This window comes from Caulobacter sp. SRI_008 (assembly GCF_057586355.1).
This window is the reverse complement of the sequence record NZ_JBYCZS010000009.1, coordinates 66,124-83,651: the sequence shown is the minus strand read 5'-3', so window position 1 is coordinate 83,651 and position 17,528 is coordinate 66,124. Positions and strand designations below refer to the sequence as shown.

The window sequence follows — 17,528 nt, the reverse complement described above, 5'->3', positions numbered from 1 at the left end:
CGTCTCCCCCGTCGACTTGTGATCGAGGACTTCCTTTGGGTCGCGCGGACGAGCCCTTCGGGCCGGCGCGCGAAGCGTTCAGGAGCCAGTCATGGCCGACATAGACATCACCGCACCAGGCAGCAGCACCACCGTCAACGGCGTGATCATCACACGCGGCGACGCCATAGGCTCCGGCACGGGCAACTACGCGCCCTTTCTGGCCATCGGCGACAACGACGGCGAGGAGGAGGGATTCAACACCGACGCCAACGGCGTGCTCGACACCGACCAGAGCAAGACCAGCAGCCTGACCTTCAACCAGATCCCGATCCGGGTGATCGACGGCGTGCAGTACCTGGAATTCCGGCTGGACCTGAACGAGACCAACGCCAATCCGCTGACCGCGCTCAACGCGATGAAGATCTACTATTCGTCGGCGCCGGCGACCGGCGCCGACTACGTGGCGGCCACGCACGAACTGGACGCCGACTTCACCAAGATCTTCGACCTCGACGCGGGCGGCGACAAGACCCTGCTTATGGACGCCTTCTCGTCGGGCAGCGGCAATGACGACTACATCTTCTACGTGCCGGTCTCGCTGTTCGGCGGCGCGGACCTGAGCAGCGCCTACATCACGATGTACGCCGATTTTGGCCGCCCCGGCACGGCCTACGGCGCCGACGACGGCTTTGAGGAATTCAATACCGAGCAGGCCGCCATCATCAGCGGCGTCAAGTTCCTCGACACCGACGGCGACGGGGTCAAGGACGCCGGCGAGGCGGGCCTGGCGGGCTGGACGATCTTCATCGACGACAACAAGAACGGCGTGCTGGACGCGGGCGAACGCTCGACGGTCACCGGCGCCGACGGCTCGTTCCAGTTCGGCGGCCTGCCGCTGACCCTGGGCTCGGTCCAGGTCGACGAGGTGCTGCAGGACGGCTGGACCCAGACCACCGGCGCCTTCGAGACCGTCACCCTGAGCGCGGCCACCACCTACAACGTCGAGATCGGCAACCAGCCGATCCCGCCGCATATCGACGTGGTCAAGACGGCCGGAACCCGCACGGACGGCGACGCCAATGGCGACGACGCGGGCGACACCCAGCTCTTCAATTTCACGGTCACCAACACCGGCACGATCAATCTGCTGAACGTCACCCTGATGGATGACAACGGCACCCCTGGAAACACGGCCGACGACATCCCCGTGACCCTGACGGGCCTCACCGACCGTGACGGCGACGGCCAGGCCGACGACCTCGCGCCCGGAGCGTCGGCCACGGGCAGCCTGCTCCACGTGTTCAGCCAGGCCGAGATCGAGGCCGCCGGCTACACCAACACCGGCACGGCCACGGGCGTTTCGGCCAGCGGCCTGACGGCGTCGGACACCGACCCCGAGACCGTGGCCCTGACCCGCAATCCAGCCCTCAACATCACCAAGGACGCCAGCGTCCCCGGCGGCACGGCCGACGCGGCCGGTGAGCAGATCAGCTACGTCATCACCGTCGCCAACACCGGCAACGTGATGCTGGACGGCGTCACCGTCACCGACCCTTACGCCGACGCCGGCTCGATCGTGCGCGGCGCCGACGTGGTTGGCGACAATGACGGCCTGCTGGAGGTTGGCGAAACCTGGGGCTACACGGCCAAGCACACGGTCACCCAGGCCGAGATCGACTCCAACGGCGGCGGCGACGGCGCCCTGGAGAACACGGCCACGGCCGACTCCAACCAGACCGGCCCCGACACCGACGACGCCAGCGTGCCGGTCGATCGCCGGCCCAGCCTCAACATCGTCAAGGACGCGACGGTGCCCGGAGGCACGGCCGATGCGGCCGGTGAGCAGATCAGCTACGTCATCACGGTCGCCAACACCGGCAACACCACGCTGGACGGCGTGACTGTCACCGACCCCTACGCCGACGTGGGCTCGATCGTGCGCGGCGCCGACGTGGTTGGCGACAATGACGGCCTGCTCGAGGTCGGTGAGACCTGGGGCTACACGGCCAAGCACACCGTGACCCAGGCCGAGATCGACTCCAACGGCGGCGGAGACGGCGCCCTGGAGAACACGGCGACCGGCGACTCCAATCAAACGGACCCGGACACCGACGACGCCAGCGTGCCCGTCGATCGCCGACCGAGCCTGAACATCACCAAGGACGCCACCGTTCCCGGCGGCACGGCCGACGCGGCCGGTGAACAGATCAGCTACGTCATCACGGTCGCCAACACCGGCAACACCACGCTGGATGGCGTCACCGTCACCGATCCCTACGCCGACGCCGGATCCATCATCCGCGGCGCCGACGTGGTTGGCGACAACGACGGCCTCCTGGAGGTCGGCGAAACCTGGGGCTACACGGCCAAGCACACGGTCACCCAGGCTGAGCTGGACTCCAACGGCGGCGGCGACGGGCAGTTGGAGAACACGGCCACGGCCGACTCCAACCAGACCGGCCCCGACACCGATGACGCCAGCGTCCCAGTCGCCCCCCGACCGAGCCTGAACATCACCAAGGATGCGACCGTGCCTGGAGGCACGGCCGACGCGGCCGGTGAGCAAATCAGCTACGTCATCACGGTCGCGAACACCGGCAACACCACGCTGGATGGCGTCACCGTCACTGATCCCTACGCCGACGCCGGATCCATCATCCGCGGCGCCGACGTCTCGGGCGACAATGACGGCCTGCTGGAGGTCGGCGAAACCTGGGGCTACACGGCCAAGCACACCGTGACCCAGGCCGAGATCGACTCCAACGGCGGCGGAGACGGCGCGCTGGAGAACACGGCCACCGCCGACTCCAACCAGACTGGCCCGGACACCGACGACGCCAGCGTGCCCGTCGATCGCCGGCCGAGCCTGAACATCGTCAAGGATGCGACGGTGCCTGGAGGCACGGCCGACGCGGCCGGTGAGCAGATCAGCTACGTCATCACCGTCGCCAACACCGGCAACACCACGCTGGATGGGGTGACGGTCACCGACCCCTACGCCGATGTCGGATCCCTGGTCCGCGGCGCTGATGTCGTGGGCGACAACGACGGCCTCCTGGAGGTCGGTGAAACCTGGGGCTACACGGCCAAGCACACCGTGACCCAGGCCGAGATCGACTCCAACGGCGGCGGCGACGGACAGCTGGAGAATACGGCGACCGCCGACTCCAACCAGACCGGGCCTGACACCGACGACGCCACCGTGCCTGTCGATCGCCGGCCGAGTCTCAACATCGTCAAGGACGCCACCGTCCCCGGCGGCACGGCCGATGCGGCCGGCGAGCAGATCAGCTACGTCATCACCGTCGCCAACACCGGCAACACGACGCTCGACGGCGTGACGGTGACGGACCCCTACGCCGATGTCGGATCGCTGGTCCGCGGCGCCGACGTCTCGGGCGACAATGACGGCCTCCTGGAGGTCGGCGAAACCTGGGGCTACACGGCCAAGCACACCGTCACCCAGGCTGAGCTGGACTCCAACGGCGGCGGAGACGGGCAACTGGAGAACACGGCCACGGCCGACTCCAACCAGACCGGGCCCGACACCGACGACGCCACCGTGCCCGTGCTGCAGAGGGCTAGCATCGACATCGAGAAGTACGTCTCGATCGATGGCGGCGCGACCTGGAACGACGCGGACGACCCGATGGGGCCGATCGCCACCTCCGGCGCCAACATCATGTTCAAGTTCGTGGTGGCCAACACCGGCAACGTCACCCTGACCAACGCCTCGGTGACCGACTCCGTGTTCGATCTGAACGGCGCGGCGGCAGGCACGGCGCGCGATCTGGGAACCTTGGGGGTCGGCGCCAGCACGGAGTTCCAGATCTCCGCGCCCTGGACCGCCGGCCAGCACGTCAACGACGCCACCGCGTCGGGCAGCTATTCCGGCGGTCCGGTCAGCGACCATGACCTGGCCTACTACTACGGCCTGATCGACTGCGTCGGCACGCGCACCCCGGGCTTCTGGCTGTCGCCCAACGGCCTGACCTTCTGGGACGGCACGGTGGGCAACGAAACCAAGTCCGGTCCTGACTTCCCGAACGGCGAACTGCTGGCCTTCAACAACAGCATCACCGACGGCCCCGACCCGGGCAGCAGCAACAAGGAAGAGCGCTACATCCTGCTGGGCGACTACAACGGCAACGGCGTCACCGACGCCGGCGAGGACACCCTGAAGATGTCCCTGGCGATGGCCCTCAAGGTCATCGACGCCTCGCAGAAGCCGTCGCAGGACGCCCGCTACGTCTTGGGTCGCGACGTCATCGCCACCTGGCTGAACTTCGAGGCCGGCAACGGGGCTGGCGGGGCGCTTGATCCCAACAGCCCGACCTACAAGATGAACCAGGCCATCGACTGGCTGCAGCAATACGCCGACGCCAACCATGACGGCGTGGCCGACTTCAACGGTCCGGCGATCAAGCAGAGCAGCGCGGCCTGGCAGGGCTCCGGCTCGGGGTTGCACACGGCGCTCGACGAGTACAACAACTACGGCACGATCAACGGCGTGGCCTATTCCTGCAGCGCCGACGACCATCTGTTCGTGACCATGCTGACCCGCTACCACGCCGAGGACGTCCTCGCATGAGCGGCCGGGGCGGCGCGGGCAGGGCGAGAGGCTCGGGGCGGCGCGCCCTTCCCGAGCCGCTGGCCGGCGCCTTGAAAACCTGCCGGCGGCACCTGCTGATCGCCGCCGGCTTCAGCGCCCTGGTCAACATCCTCTACCTGGCGCCGACCCTCTACATGCTGCAGATCTACGACAGGGTCCTGCCCACCGGCGGGCTCCTGTCGTTGGCGTTTCTGACCGTGGCGGTCGTCTTCGCCCTGGCCACCCTGGCCCTGCTCGACAGCCTCCGCCAGCGCATCCTGGTGCGTCTTGGCCTGCGCCTCGACCGCCAGCTGGCTCCCGAAGTGTTGACCCGACTGACTGGCGGCCTTGGTCCCGACTCCGGGCCGCGGCTGCGCCAGGCCATGCGGGAGTTCGACGCCTTCCGCAATGTCGTCTCGGGTCCCGCGGCCACGGCGATGCTCGACGCCCCCTGGACCCCGATCTACCTGGCGCTCTGCTTCATCCTGCACCCGCTGCTGGGCGTCATCTCGGTGATCGGGGCAGGGATCCTGCTGATCCTCGCCATCCTCAACGAGCAGGCCACGCGCACCAAGCTCGAGGCCTTGAACCAGGCCTCGGCGGAGGCCTACGCCACGCAGGAGGCGATCGCCAGCCAGGGCGGGCTGGTGAAGGCCCTGGGCATGCGCGAGCCTCTGATCGTGCGCCAGCTGCTCGACCGCCGCGCCGCCGTCGGCCTGCAGGCCGACGCCCAGTTCACCGGCGGGGTCTATACCGGCCTGATCCGCTTCCTGAGGCTGACGCTGCAATCCCTGGCGCTTGGCACCGGCGCCTGGCTGGCCGTGCGCCACGAGATCTCGGCCGGCGGCGTGATCGCCGCCTCGATCCTGCTGAGCCGCAGCCTGGCGCCCGTCGAGCAGATCGTCGGGGCCTGGAAGAGCGTGATCCAGGCGCGCGACGGCCTGCGCACCCTGGTCGACCTGTTCGAGCGCTCGCCGGCCGCGCCGGTCCGCACGCGCCTGCCCGAGCCCAAGGGCCGGCTGCGGGCCGAGCAGGCCGGCGTCCGCGCCGCCGATGGCGCGGGCATGATCCTGCGCGGCGTTTCCTTCGACCTCAATCCCGGCGAGATCATCGGCGTCGTCGGTCCCAGCGGCGCGGGTAAGACCACCCTGGCCAGGGTGCTGGTCGGCGCCCTGACGCCCGACCAGGGCTGCGTGCGCATCGACGGCGCGGACCTTTCCGACTGGCAGTCAGAGCGCCTGGCCGCCCACATTGGCTACCTGCCGCAGAACTGCGGCCTGTTCGCCGGCACGGTGAAGGAGAACATCGCCCGCTTCGCCAGCATCACCGAGAGCGACCCCCGGGAGATCGACGAGCGGGCGGTGGCGGCGGCGACCGCGGCCGGCGCGCACGAGATGATCCTGCGCCTGCCCCAGGCCTATGACACGCCGCTGGGGCCGGGCGGGGCGGGGGTGTCGGCCGGCCAGGCCCAGCGCCTGGCCCTGGCCCGGGCCCTCTACGGCGGACCCCAGGTGTTCGTCCTCGACGAGCCCAACTCCAATCTCGACTTCGAGGGCGAGACGGCGCTGGAGCATGCGATCGCGGCCCAGAAGGCGAGGGGGGCGGCCCTGGTGGTCATCGCCCATCGCCTCAACATCCTGGGCGTGGCCGACAAGCTGCTGGTGCTGCGCGAGGGCGCCATGGACCTCTACGGCCCGCGCCGCGAGGTGCTGCAGGCCCTTGAGGCCCGGGTCGCCGGACTGCCCCGGCCGGCCAACGCGCCGCCCGACCTGCGGGTCACCGGGGGCGCGCCATGACCGCCTCGCTCGCCGTCAGAAAGACCGGGGCCCTGACCACGGTCGACGCCTACAAGGAGGACGGCCCCACCGACGGACCCCATTGGGAGCTCCGCGTCGGCCTCGCCGCCGCCGGCCTGTTCTTCGTCGGCTTCATGGGCTGGGCCGCCTTCGCGCCGCTCGACGCGGGGGCCTATGCGCAAGGCGTCGTCGTGGTCTCCGGCAGCCGCCAGGCGGTGCAGCATCGCGAAGGCGGGGTGATCTCGGCCCTGCGGGTGCAGGAGGGCGACAAGGTCAGCCAGGGCCAGGTGCTGCTGGAGCTGAACGTCCAGGAGGTCCGGGCCCAGGAACGGGCGCTGGCCGCCCGGGTGTTCGCGGTCGAGGCGCGCCGGGCCCGGCTGGTCGCCGAGCGCGACGGCCTCGCCGAGCCGGTCATGCCGGTCGCCTTCGCCGGCCTGCCCGCCGAGGACCGGACGCTGGCCGACGAGGCCATGGGCCTGGAGCGCCGCCAGCTCGCCGCCCAGCGCGCGGCCCTGGCCTCTCGGCGCGGCGTGCTGGGCGAGCGGGCCAGTCAGCTGGCCGAGCAGATCAACGGCTACAACCGCCAGCTCGCCGCGAACCGCGAGCAGCAGCGGCTGATCGGCGAGGAGCTGGACGGCATGCGCAAGCTGGCCGCCCAGGGCTATGCGCCGCTGACGCGGGTGAGGGCGCTCGAACGGGCCGCGGCCGACCTCGTCGGAACCGACGGCGCCTATCGCGCCCAGGCCGCCAGCGCCCGCGAGGGCATCGGCGAAACCCGCATGCAAGCCCTGCAAGGCGACCGCGAGCACATGGACGAGGTGATCACCGACCTGCGCCAGTCTGAGATCGAGCTCAACGACCTCAAGCCCAGGCTCGCCGCGGCGCGCGATCAGCTGTCGCGCGGCATGGTCCGGGCGCCGGCCTCGGGCCAGGTGGTCGGGCTCAAGGTGTTCACGGTCGGCGGCGTCGCCGCGCCGGGCGATGTCCTGATGGAGATCGTGCCGCAGCGCGCGCCGCTGGTCATCGAGGCCCGGGTGTCGCCGAACGACGCCGACGACGTCCATGTCGGCCAGGCCGCCGACGTGCGGCTGACGGCGTTCCACGATCGCCATCTGCCGCTGCTGCAAGGCACGGTGACCAAGCTCTCGGCCGACGGCTTCACCGACGACAAGACCGGCGCGCGCTACTTCCGGGCCGAGGTCGCGGTGCCGCCCGAAGAACTGGCCGCGCTAAGGCAGCCGGGCCGGGAGCCGCCGGCGCTGAAGGCGGGCTTGCCGGTCGAGGTCGTGGCGCCGCTGCGCAAGCGCACGGCGCTGCAGTACCTGCTGGAGCCGTTGCAACAGCGGCTTTTCCGGAGCTTCCGCGAGCAGTGACGCCGTCCCCCAGGGCCCTCGCTAGCCGACCTGCACGAGGTGGCGCAGGCCCTCTTCCATCTCGTCGATCACGCGTTCGACGTGCGGGTCCCGCCGCAGGAAGTGGGCGTAGGCCTCGGTGATCGAGGCGGGCGCGATCAGGTCCATGCCGAGGCGTTCGGCCGTCACGCCGATCGCGAAGAGGGCGGGGGCCAGGGCGCAGTCGGCGATCGTGAGGCGGTCGCACAGGGCGTAGCCCGGTCCCTGCAAGAGGTCTTCGAGCATCGTGACGCCGTTCAGCAGTTCCTCGACCGCCCGGCGGGCGCTCGCGGCGTCTGTGCGCGGTTTTGCCAGAGCGACCATCGACGGCATCAGATAGAGATCCACGTGCCGCACGAGGATCCGCGCCATCGCCCGGTCGAAGACATCGACAGGCATCAGGGACGGCGCCTCCGGAAACCGCTCTTCCAGATATTCGAGCAGGACGGCCGACTCCCAGAGGGGGCCGCGATCTTCGAGCAGGACGGGGATGCGCCCGGTCGGGCTGAGGTCGCGAAAGTGGCGGTTGTCGCGCCAGCCCGCTGGCGGCGGGATCAGGTCGATGGGCAGGCCCTTGGCGTAGATCGCGATGCGGACGCGCGCCGCGAACGGCGACACGGGAAGACTGATCAGGTCCATCTAGGTTCCAGCGGGCTCCGGTTGTCCTTTGCCGAGTCTTGGCATACCGGTTGGAGATTGTCGCTAAGCCGACACAGTTCGCGACCTCTCCGCATCACGATGACACCCGACCCGTCCAGCGTACCTTCCGCCTCGAGCGCCTTCGCCAGGTTCACCGACGCCGAGACGATGGCGCTGGCGATCGGCGACATCAATTCGGGCGCCAAGCCGCTTCCTCTCGAACGGGCCAGCCGGCGCTTCGACGGCATGTTGGCGCGGGCGAGCTTCGGCGGACTGAACCTGGGCATGGGCCGCTTCGCCCAGGGCATCGCCCAGACCGCGGCCATTCCCGGCGTCCACACCTTCATGTTCGCCACCGAGCCGGGGATCATGCGGCGCGTCTCGGGGCGCAAGCTGTTCGGCCGGCACATCTTCCACTTCCGGCCCAACGAGCGGACCGTCACGGGCTCTCCGCCCGACATGCCGTGGGCCTTCGGCATCGTGACCATGCCGTTCGAGCGGCTGACCGAGCATGCGCCCAACCTGATGGGCGCGGGCCATGCGACGCCGCTGGACGATGACCGCATGTTCGTCGCGCCGTCGGCGGCGATGAATGAACTCATCGGGCTGATGAGCGACATCTCAGGCGTGATCCAGAGCACGCCCGAAGTCCTGGCGCAGCCGCAGCCGTCAAAGGCCCTGGCGGGAGCGGTCGTGGACAGGCTGATGGCCTGTCTCTCGGAGGGGCTGGTCAAGCCGGACAGGGCCGCCCTGGGGCGCCATCGCCAGATCGTCGCCCGCTTCGAGCGCGCCCTGGAGGAGCGCCCGGAGGAGATGCTGTCGCTGGGCGACATCTGCAGGGTCGTGGGCGCGGCCGAGCGGACGCTCAACCTGGCCTGCCAGGAATTTCTTGGGGAAGGCGCGGTGCGCTACGCCCGCAATCGCCGGCTGGACCTCGTCCATGCCAGGCTGCGGGCTTCGGATCCCGCCACCACCCTGGTGACCAAGGTCGCCATGGATCACGGCTTCTGGGAGCTGGGCCGCTTCGCCCAGGCCTATCGCCTCCGCTTCGGCGAGCGTCCTTCGGACACCCTGCGCCGCAACGCGCACTGACCTTTCTCCAAACTCCGCTGTTCATGCCGGGATCGCATAGTCCGGCGCCCGCCTCGCTGGCAGGGACGGGCTGACGCGCGTCATGCGGATCCTCGACCTGGCTGGCCTGAAGCGTCGCCGTCGATCCCTGTTTGCACGTGCGTTTCAGGGGGATCGGGCCTGGGCCCAGGCCAGCGCGTCGCGTGACGCGATCTGACGTCCCTGCGGTTCAAGAACGGCCCGCCAAGACGGGCCTGGCAGGTGTCAAAGTGCGGCAGTCGATCAACACGGTTCGGGCGTTCAACAACACGCGGGCTATCCGCAATTCGGTCTCGCTCACGGTGCTAGCGCTGGCGGTCAGCCTTGCAGCCCCGATGGCTCAGGCCCGCCAGATCACCCAGGGCGGCGGCGCTGGCGCCGGCTTCGGCTCCTATACGCCCCAGGGCGGCATCGCCGGCGGCGCCGGCGGCGCCTCCGGCGCTGGAAACTATGGCGGGGCGGCGGCCGCCACGCCGACCGGCTCGGCCGAGGCCGGGGCCAACGGCAGCCAGGCCGGAGGGCAGCCCGGGGCGCTGAACGACCTCTCGGCCGGCGGCGGCGGCGGCGGCTCCACCGGCCTTGGCGGCGACGGCGGCCTGGGCTGGCAGGTCGCTTCGACCGGAACCATCTCGCTGGTCGTCGACTTCGCCGGGACGGACGGCGCCAACGGCGGCGCCAACGCGGCCGGCGGCGGCGGTGGCGGCGGGCTCGTGCTGACGGGCGCGAACGTGCGGCTGTCGACCGCGGGCTATGACATCACGGGGGGCGACGGCGGCGAGGGCAACGCTGGCGGCGGCGGCGGCGGTGGCGGCGGCGGCGTCGGGCTGGTGCTGCTGAACGGCGGCTCGGTGACCGTGGGCGGCGGCGCGGGCGGTGCGGCCAGCGCCATCACGGGCGGTGCGGGCAGTTCGCTCGGCAACGGTGGCGCGGGCCTCTTCCTCTACAACGGCGGTTCGCTGAACGTCCAAAGCGGCACGATCACAGGCGGGGCCGGGGGCACTTTCGCCAGTTGGGGCGGGGCCGGCGCGGCCGGCGTGCTCAGCAATCTTGGAACCATCGTCAACGCGGGGACGATCACCGGCGGCGAGGGCGGTTACGGCTACTCGAACGGCGGGGCGGCCGGCATCGGCGTGATCGCCTGGGGCGGCACGATCGAGAACAGCGCGACCGGCGTCATCGCCGGCGGCGTCGGCGGGGAAGGGAACGGCAACTTCAGCGGGATGTATTCCGGCGCCGGCGGGGCGGGCATCGTCTTCACCGGCGGCCAGCCGGGGCTGCTGATCAATGACGGGACGATCCGGGGCGGGGCGGGCGGCCCGGCCTCCAACGCGATCCGGCGGGGCGCCGGCGGCAGGGGCGTGGTCGGCGCCAGCACCGGCTCCACCACGATCATCAATTCGGGCACGATCATCGGCGGCGTCAGCGTAAGCTCCCAGCGCGCCTATGCGATCGAGCTGTTCGGCAGCGACAACCGCCTGGAGCTTCACGCCGGCTCGTGGATCCGTGACATCGTGGCAGTGACCGGCGGCGGCTCCAACAACGTGCTGGCCCTGGGCGGCGCCGACGACGACACGTTCGACGCCACGCATATCGGATCGGACGGGTCCTATGACGGCTACGGCTACATGGGCTTCGACACCTTCGAGAAGCTGGGCGCCAGCACCTGGACCCTGACCGGCACGGGCGCCCAGACCTGGTCGCTGCTGGAAGGCGTGTTGAAGGGCGACAGCAACAGCCTGGCCGGCAGCGTGGTCTTCGGGACCGGCGCCGGCAGCCGTGGCGTCGTCTTCGACCAGGCGTTCGACGGGGTCTACCGCGGCCAGATGTCCAGCGGCGGCGCAGTGACCAAGACGGGAGCAGGAACCCTGACGCTGACCGGCGAGTCCGCCTCGAACTGGACGATCTCGGGCGGCGGGGTGATCGCCCAGGCCGGTCTGTTCGGCAACGATGCGACGATCGACGCCGGCGCGTTCCTGACCCTCGATCAGAGCACGGACGGAACCTATGGCTTCGTGCTTTCGGGCGCTGGCGAGTTCCGCAAGGCCGGCTCGGGCAAGCTGGTCCTGACCGAGGACTCTTCGGCCTTCACCGGTGCGACCACGGTCGGGTTCGGGATCCTGTCGGTCAACGGCTCCCTGGCAGGTTCGACGGTCACCGTCGCCTCCGGCGCGACGCTGGGCGGCACCGGCACGGTGGGCGACACCCTGGTCCAGAGCGGCGGCCATCTGGCCGCCGGCAACTCCGTTGGAACGCTGTCGATCGCCGGCGACCTGACCCTCGCGTCAGGCTCCAGCCTCGACATCGAACTGGGCGCGCCGGGCGCGTCTTCGGCCTCGCCCGGCGTCAGCGACCGTCTGGTCGTCAGCGGCGACCTGGCGCTGAACGGCGTGGTCAATCTCTCGCAGAGCGCCGCCTCGGCCGACGGCGTCGCCGGCATCGGCTACTATCGCCTGATCACCTATGGCGGGGCCCTGACCGCCAATACCGCGACGATCAACTCCACGCTCTCGCTGAGCAACGTGAACTACGCGCTGCAGGCCGGCAGCGGCCGGGTCGATCTCTACATCAGCAACGCCCTCATTCCCGGCGACAACACCCTGCAGCACTGGCAGGGCGGCGACGGCGTCTGGAGTGCGACGAGCACCCAATGGCTGAACGACGGCGGCAACACCCCGGCGGCCTGGGCGAGCAAGTACGCCATCTTCAAGGACGCCGGCGCCTTCACGGGCGGCACGGTCACGGTGGACGGCGCGCAGAGCTTCATCGGCCTGCAGTTCGTCGACGAGGGCTATGAGCTGACAGGGACTGGCCAGCTGGCCACCGTCTCGGGCGGAAGCGAGATCCGCGTGCTGGCCGACGTCGCCAAGATCGGCGTGGCGATCACCGGCGCCGGCCTCGTCACCAAGACCCAGGCCGGCACGCTGATCCTGACGGGCGCCAACACCTATACCGGCGGGACGTTGATCGATGCGGGCACGCTGCAGATCGGCGACGGCGGGACTTCGGGCTCGATCGTCGGCAATGTCGGTAACCGTGGCGTGCTGGTCTTCAACCGTTCCGACGCCATCACCTTCGCCGGTCGGATCTCCGGCTCGGGCGCGGTGCGCATCCTGGACGGCGGCGTGACCTTCACCGCCGACAACATCTATGCCGGCGGCACGACCATCGCCTCGGGCGCGCAGCTGAACCTCGGCGCCGGCGGCACGAGCGGCTTGATCGGCGACGTGGTCGCCAACGGCGCCTTGCTGTTCGATCGCTCCGACAGCTTCGACTTCGACGGCCTGATCAGCGGCTCGGGCGTGGTCCGCCAGGTCGGTTCGGGCAAGCTGGTCCTCACCGGCGACTCTTCGGCGTTCACCGGTGCGACGTCCGTCGAGGCGGGAACCCTGACGGTCAACGGTTCCCTGGCCGGTTCGACGGTCACCGTCGCTTCTGGTGCGACGCTGGGCGGCAGGGGCACGGTGGGCGACACCACCATTCAGAGCGGCGGCCATCTGGCTCCCGGCTCCGGCGGATCTATCGGAGCTGTCGCAACCCTGTCGATCGCGGGTGACCTGACCCTGGCGTCCGGCTCGAACCTGGACATCGAGCTGGTCGCGCCGGGCGCGTCGTCGGCCTCGCCCGGAGTCAGCGACCGTCTGGTCGTCAGCGGCGACCTGGCGCTGAACGGCGTGGTCAATCTCGCGCAGACCCCCGCCATGGCGGCGGGCCTGGGATACTATCGCCTGATCACCTACGGCGGCGCCCTGACCGCCAACACGGCGACGATCAACTCCACCCTGTCGCTGAGCAATGTGGACTACACGCTGGAAGCGGGCGGCGGCCGGGTCGACCTGCTCATCATCAGCACGCTCATTCCTGGCGACGACACCCTTCAGCACTGGCAGGGCGGCGACGGCGTCTGGAGCGCCGCCAGCACCCAATGGCTGAACCAGGGTGGCAACACCCCGGCCGCCTGGGCGGGCAACTACGCCGTCTTCAAGGACGCCGGCGCGTTTGTCGGCGGCGAGATCACGGTGGAGGGCGCGCAGAGCTTCCTGGGCCTGCAGTTCGTGGACGAGGGCTATGAGCTGACCGGAACCGGCCAGCTGACCACCGTCGCGACGGGCAGCGAGATCCGCGTCCTGGCCGACGTCGCCAGGATCGGCGCGGCGATCACCGGCGTGGGCAAGATCGTCAAGACCGAGGCCGGCACGCTGGTCCTGACCGGCACCAACACCTATGCTGGCGGCACCTCCATCCAGGCGGGTACGCTCCAGATCGGCGATGGCGGGACTTCGGGTTCGATCGTCGGCGACGTCGCCAATAGCGGCGTGCTGGCCTTCGACCGGTCGGACGCCATCACCTTCGGCGGGCTGATCTCGGGTTCGGGCGCGGTGCGCATCCTGGCCGGCGGCGTGACGTTCACGGTGAACAACACCTATGCCGGCGGAACGACTATCGCCTCGGGCGCGCAGCTGAAGCTTGGCGCAGGCGGCACGACGGGCTCGATCGGCGGCGACGTCGTCGCCAATGGCGCGCTGGTGTTCGACCGGTCCGACAGCCTCACCTTCGCTGGCGTCGTCACCGGCTCGGGCGCCCTCCGCCAGGTCGGCGCGGGCAAGACGGAGCTGACCGGCGCCTCCAGCGGCTTCACCGGTTCGACCACGGTCGAGCAGGGCACGCTGGCGGTGAACGGCCTGCTCGGCGGAACGCTGGACGTCTGGTCCGGTGCTCGCCTGCAAGGCGTCGGCACGGTGGGGACCACCGTCGTGTCGGGCACGATCGCGCCCGGCAATTCGATCGGCACGCTGAACATCGCCGGCGGCGTCACCTTCAAGCCGGGCTCGATCTTCGAGGTCGAGGCGAACGCGGCTGGGCAGTCGGACAAGATCCTCGCCTCCGGCGCGGCCACGATCCAGGGCGGGACTGTCAAGGTCCTGGCGGGCGCGGGAACCTACAAGCCCCAGACCAGCTACCTGATCCTGCATGCCGACGGCGGCCTGACGGCCGGCGGCAAGTTCGACGGCGTCACCTCGAACCTGGCCTTCCTCGACCCCTCGCTCAGCTATGACGGCTCGAACGTCTATCTGCGGCTGCGCCGCAACGACATCAGCTTCACCGACATCGGCGTGACCCCGAACCAGGTCGCGGCGGGGGCGGGCGCCGAGAGCCTGGGCTGGGACAACCCGGTCTTCGACGCCGTGGTCAACCTCTCGGCCGATCAGGCGCGCGACGCCTTCGACCAGCTGGCCGGTTCGGACCACGCCAGCCTGCGCGGCTCGCTGATCCAGGACAGCCGCTTCGTGCGCGACGCGATCCTGGCGCGCGGCGACCTAGCCGGCGCCGACGGAACCTCGGCGTGGGGGCAGATCTTCGGCGGCTGGGGCTCCATGAAGGGCGACGGCAACGCACAGAGCTACGACCGCGACATCCAGGGGCTGCTGACCGGCTACGACGGCTCGCTGGGCCGCGATATCCGCGCCGGCGTCGCCGCGGGCTACAGCACCAGCGACCTGAAGACCTCGCGCGCTAAGCACGACGTCGAGACCTATCACCTCGGCGGCTATGTCCTGGCGGAGCGCGGCGGGGTGTCGTTCCAGCTCGGCGGCGCCTATGCGTGGCATGAGGTCGAGGCCTCGCGCCGGGTCGCGTTCGGGACGTTCGGCGAGACCCTGTCGAGCGACTATTCGGCCCACACCTATCAGGCCTTCGGCGAAGTCGCCCTGAAGCGTGAGGTGGCCGGCACGACGCTGCAGCCGTTCGCCGGCCTGGCCTATGTCGCGCTGACCGACTCCGATGTCAGCGAGCAAGGCGGCGCCGCCGCGCTGCGGGGCGGCGGCGACGAACACCTGACCTACGGTTCGGTGGGCGTGCGCCTGAAGAGCGACCTGAACGCCGGGGAGCTTCACCTGCGCCTTACCGGTTCGGCCGCGCTGCGCCATGCGTTCGGCGATCGCGCGCCGACCATCGACCTGGCCTTCAGCGGCGCGCCGTCGTTCAGGATCGTCGGCGCCCCGATCGACAAGGACAGCCTCGCCGTCAATCTGGGCCTGGAAGCCGACCTCGGCCGGAGCGCCGTGCTGGGCGTCAGCTACGCCGGGGACTATGGCGACCGCTCGACCGACCACGGCGCTCGCGCCCAGCTCAGCTGGAGATTCTGATCGGAGGCGGCGGCGCGGCTCAAGATTGCTCGTTGCAGAACCGTGTTATACTAAACCGGCGCGAGTCATGACGTAACGGCGTTGTGACAACGCCGCGTTCGGTGGCAAGGGGGCTTGCAAGTGCTGATGAGGATGCGTCGCGCCATCGTGGGCGCCGCTGCGACGGCGTGCATGGGCGCGGTCCTGGCCGCCGCCGTTTCCTTCGCCACGCCCGCCGCGGCCCAGGTGACGCTGCCGTCGCGCCAGGAACTGGACCCCGCCAACGCCGCCCCGATCGCGGCCGCGCCGCGCGGCGACCTTTTCAAGGGCGTGGAGGCCGGTCCCTGCGCCTTCCGCGACAGTCCGGTCAAGGTCACCCTGAAGGCGGTGGAGTTCCAGGGCGCGAGGTCCGGACCGCTGGCGCTCTCGGACCAGGCCCTGGCCTCGACCTACGCCGAGTTCATCGGCCGCGAGGCGCCGATCAGCGTGGTCTGCGACATCCGCGACCGCGCCGCGACGCTCTATCTGCGGCGCGGCGTGCTGGCCAGCGTGCTCATTCCCGAGCAGCGGATCGTCGAGGGCAAGCTGGTCCTGACGGTCGTCGAGGCGCGGATCGCGGCGGTGAACTATCACGGCGACGCCGGCCCGGCCCAGAAGCAGGTTGTCCGCTTCCTGGATCACCTGCGCGGCCTGACCCCGTTCGACCTGGACGTCGCCCAGCGCTACCTGCTGCTGGCCTCCGACGTGCCCGGCGCGCGCATCCAGTCGGTGCTGAAGGCCTCGCCGCAGGGGCAGGGCGCGCTGGATCTCGAGATCGCCATCACCCGCGACGCTGTCGATGGCTCGGTGGTGGCCCAGAACTACGGCTCCAAGACCGTGGGCCGGGACCTGACCCTGGCGCGCGTGGACCTCAACAGCTTCACGCCGCTGGGCGAGCGCACCTCGATCCTCGGCTACGGCACGCTGTCCAGCGACGAGCAGCGGGTGATCCAGGTTGCCGAGCGCTTCTACATCGGCGGCGATGGCCTGGTGGCCGATCTTTCCGGCGCGTGGGGCTGGACCCGCCCCGGCGACGTGCTCAAGCCGCTGGACCTGGAGGGCGAGTCCTTCGCCGGCAGCTTCCGCCTGACCTACCCGCTGGTCCGTCACCGCCGCCACAACCTCAACATCGGGGTCGGGCTGGACTGGGTGGACCAGAAGGTCGAGTTCGGCGGCGGCGCGGCCGTGCTGACCGAAGACAAGCTGCGGGTGTTCTTCCTGCGGCTGGACGGCCACTACGCCCCAGCCAGTCTGGCTTCGCATTCGGTGGCCATGACCGGCCTGGTCGAGCTGCGCCAGGGAAGCCGCGGCCTGGGCGCCAGCAAGTACGGCGACCTCTCGGCCTCGCGCTTCCTGGGCAAGCCCGAGGCCACGGTCGTGCGGGCCGAGGGCGAGTTCGGCGGCCGGCTGGCCGGACCGCTGATCGGCAAGCTGAACGTCGCCTGGCAGCATACGGACGATCCCCTGCTGTCCTACGAGGAGTACGGGGTCGGAAACCTGACCATCGGCCGCGGCTACGACCCGTCGGCGGCGTCCGGCGACCGCGCGATCTCGGGCTCGCTCGAGATCAGCACCACGCCGCTGGCCCTGCCGTTTGCTCTCAAGGGCGGGGGGAGGGCGGCCTGGCGGCCCTACGCCTTCTATGACGTCGCCGAGCTGACCAATCTGGGCCTGGACGGCGGCAAGCTGGACCTGACCTCGGCCGGGGTGGGGCTGCGCGCTCAGATCACCTCGCGCGTGGCGCTGGACCTGACCTGGGCCAAGCCCTTCGACAGCCCGTTCGGGGTCGGCGACGAGCCGCCCTCGCGCGTCCTGATCTCGCTGTCCGCCGCCCTGTTCTAGACCGTCGAAGACCCGG

General features: G+C 70.2%; 7 protein-coding genes. 6 read left to right on the top strand and 1 reads right to left on the bottom strand.

The features are described 5' to 3' along the window. The first annotated feature begins 91 nt into the window (after positions 1–91). The 3 genes from AC2YHT_RS09900 to AC2YHT_RS09890 are packed head-to-tail and all read left to right on the top strand — an operon-like array spanning position 92 to position 7,742. Positions 92–4,573: a DUF7507 domain-containing protein gene (locus AC2YHT_RS09900; RefSeq protein WP_487289476.1), complete on the top strand. Its 4,482-nt coding sequence runs from the start codon at positions 92–94 to the stop codon at positions 4,571–4,573. Then, a complete protein-coding gene (locus tag AC2YHT_RS09895) occupies positions 4,570–6,369 on the top strand; it encodes a type I secretion system permease/ATPase (protein WP_487289475.1) in 1,800 nt (599 codons plus the stop codon). The genes AC2YHT_RS09900 and AC2YHT_RS09895 overlap by 4 nt, the downstream gene beginning before the upstream one ends. Continuing rightward, a complete protein-coding gene (locus AC2YHT_RS09890; RefSeq protein WP_487289474.1) occupies positions 6,366–7,742 on the top strand; it encodes an HlyD family type I secretion periplasmic adaptor subunit in 1,377 nt (458 codons plus the stop codon). Before AC2YHT_RS09895 ends, AC2YHT_RS09890 begins: the two co-directional genes overlap by 4 nt. Positions 7,743–7,763: 21 nt before the next feature. Here the strand turns inward: AC2YHT_RS09890 and AC2YHT_RS09885 are convergent, their stop codons facing one another. Next, positions 7,764–8,399, bottom strand: coding sequence for a glutathione S-transferase family protein (locus AC2YHT_RS09885; RefSeq protein WP_487289472.1), 636 nt, complete (start codon positions 8,397–8,399; stop codon positions 7,764–7,766). Between the two features lie 99 nt (positions 8,400–8,498). Between AC2YHT_RS09885 and AC2YHT_RS09880 the strand changes: the two genes are divergently transcribed. The 3 genes from AC2YHT_RS09880 to AC2YHT_RS09870 all read left to right on the top strand — a co-directional run bounded on the left by AC2YHT_RS09880 (position 8,499) and on the right by AC2YHT_RS09870 (position 17,512). Continuing rightward, a complete protein-coding gene (locus tag AC2YHT_RS09880) occupies positions 8,499–9,491 on the top strand; it encodes an AraC family transcriptional regulator (protein WP_487289471.1) in 993 nt (330 codons plus the stop codon). Between the two features lie 248 nt (positions 9,492–9,739). After that, positions 9,740–15,652, top strand: a complete 5,913-nt coding sequence (locus tag AC2YHT_RS09875) for an autotransporter domain-containing protein (RefSeq protein ID WP_487289470.1) — start codon at positions 9,740–9,742, stop codon at positions 15,650–15,652. 126 nt (positions 15,653–15,778) lie between these two features. Continuing rightward, the gene (locus AC2YHT_RS09870; protein WP_487289469.1) at positions 15,779–17,512 is read left to right on the top strand and encodes a ShlB/FhaC/HecB family hemolysin secretion/activation protein; all 1,734 of its coding nucleotides are present in this window, start codon (positions 15,779–15,781) and stop codon (positions 17,510–17,512) included. Positions 17,513–17,528: the final 16 nt, after the last annotated feature.

Coding starts and splice junctions, on each gene's coding strand:
- AC2YHT_RS09900 (WP_487289476.1), top strand. CDS start 92: ATGGCCGACATAGACATCACCGCACCAGGCAGCAGCACCACCGTCAAC.
- AC2YHT_RS09895 (WP_487289475.1), top strand. CDS start 4,570: ATGAGCGGCCGGGGCGGCGCGGGCAGGGCGAGAGGCTCGGGGCGGCGC.
- AC2YHT_RS09890 (WP_487289474.1), top strand. CDS start 6,366: ATGACCGCCTCGCTCGCCGTCAGAAAGACCGGGGCCCTGACCACGGTC.
- AC2YHT_RS09885 (WP_487289472.1), bottom strand. CDS start 8,399: ATGGACCTGATCAGTCTTCCCGTGTCGCCGTTCGCGGCGCGCGTCCGC.
- AC2YHT_RS09880 (WP_487289471.1), top strand. CDS start 8,499: ATGACACCCGACCCGTCCAGCGTACCTTCCGCCTCGAGCGCCTTCGCC.
- AC2YHT_RS09870 (WP_487289469.1), top strand. CDS start 15,779: ATGAGGATGCGTCGCGCCATCGTGGGCGCCGCTGCGACGGCGTGCATG.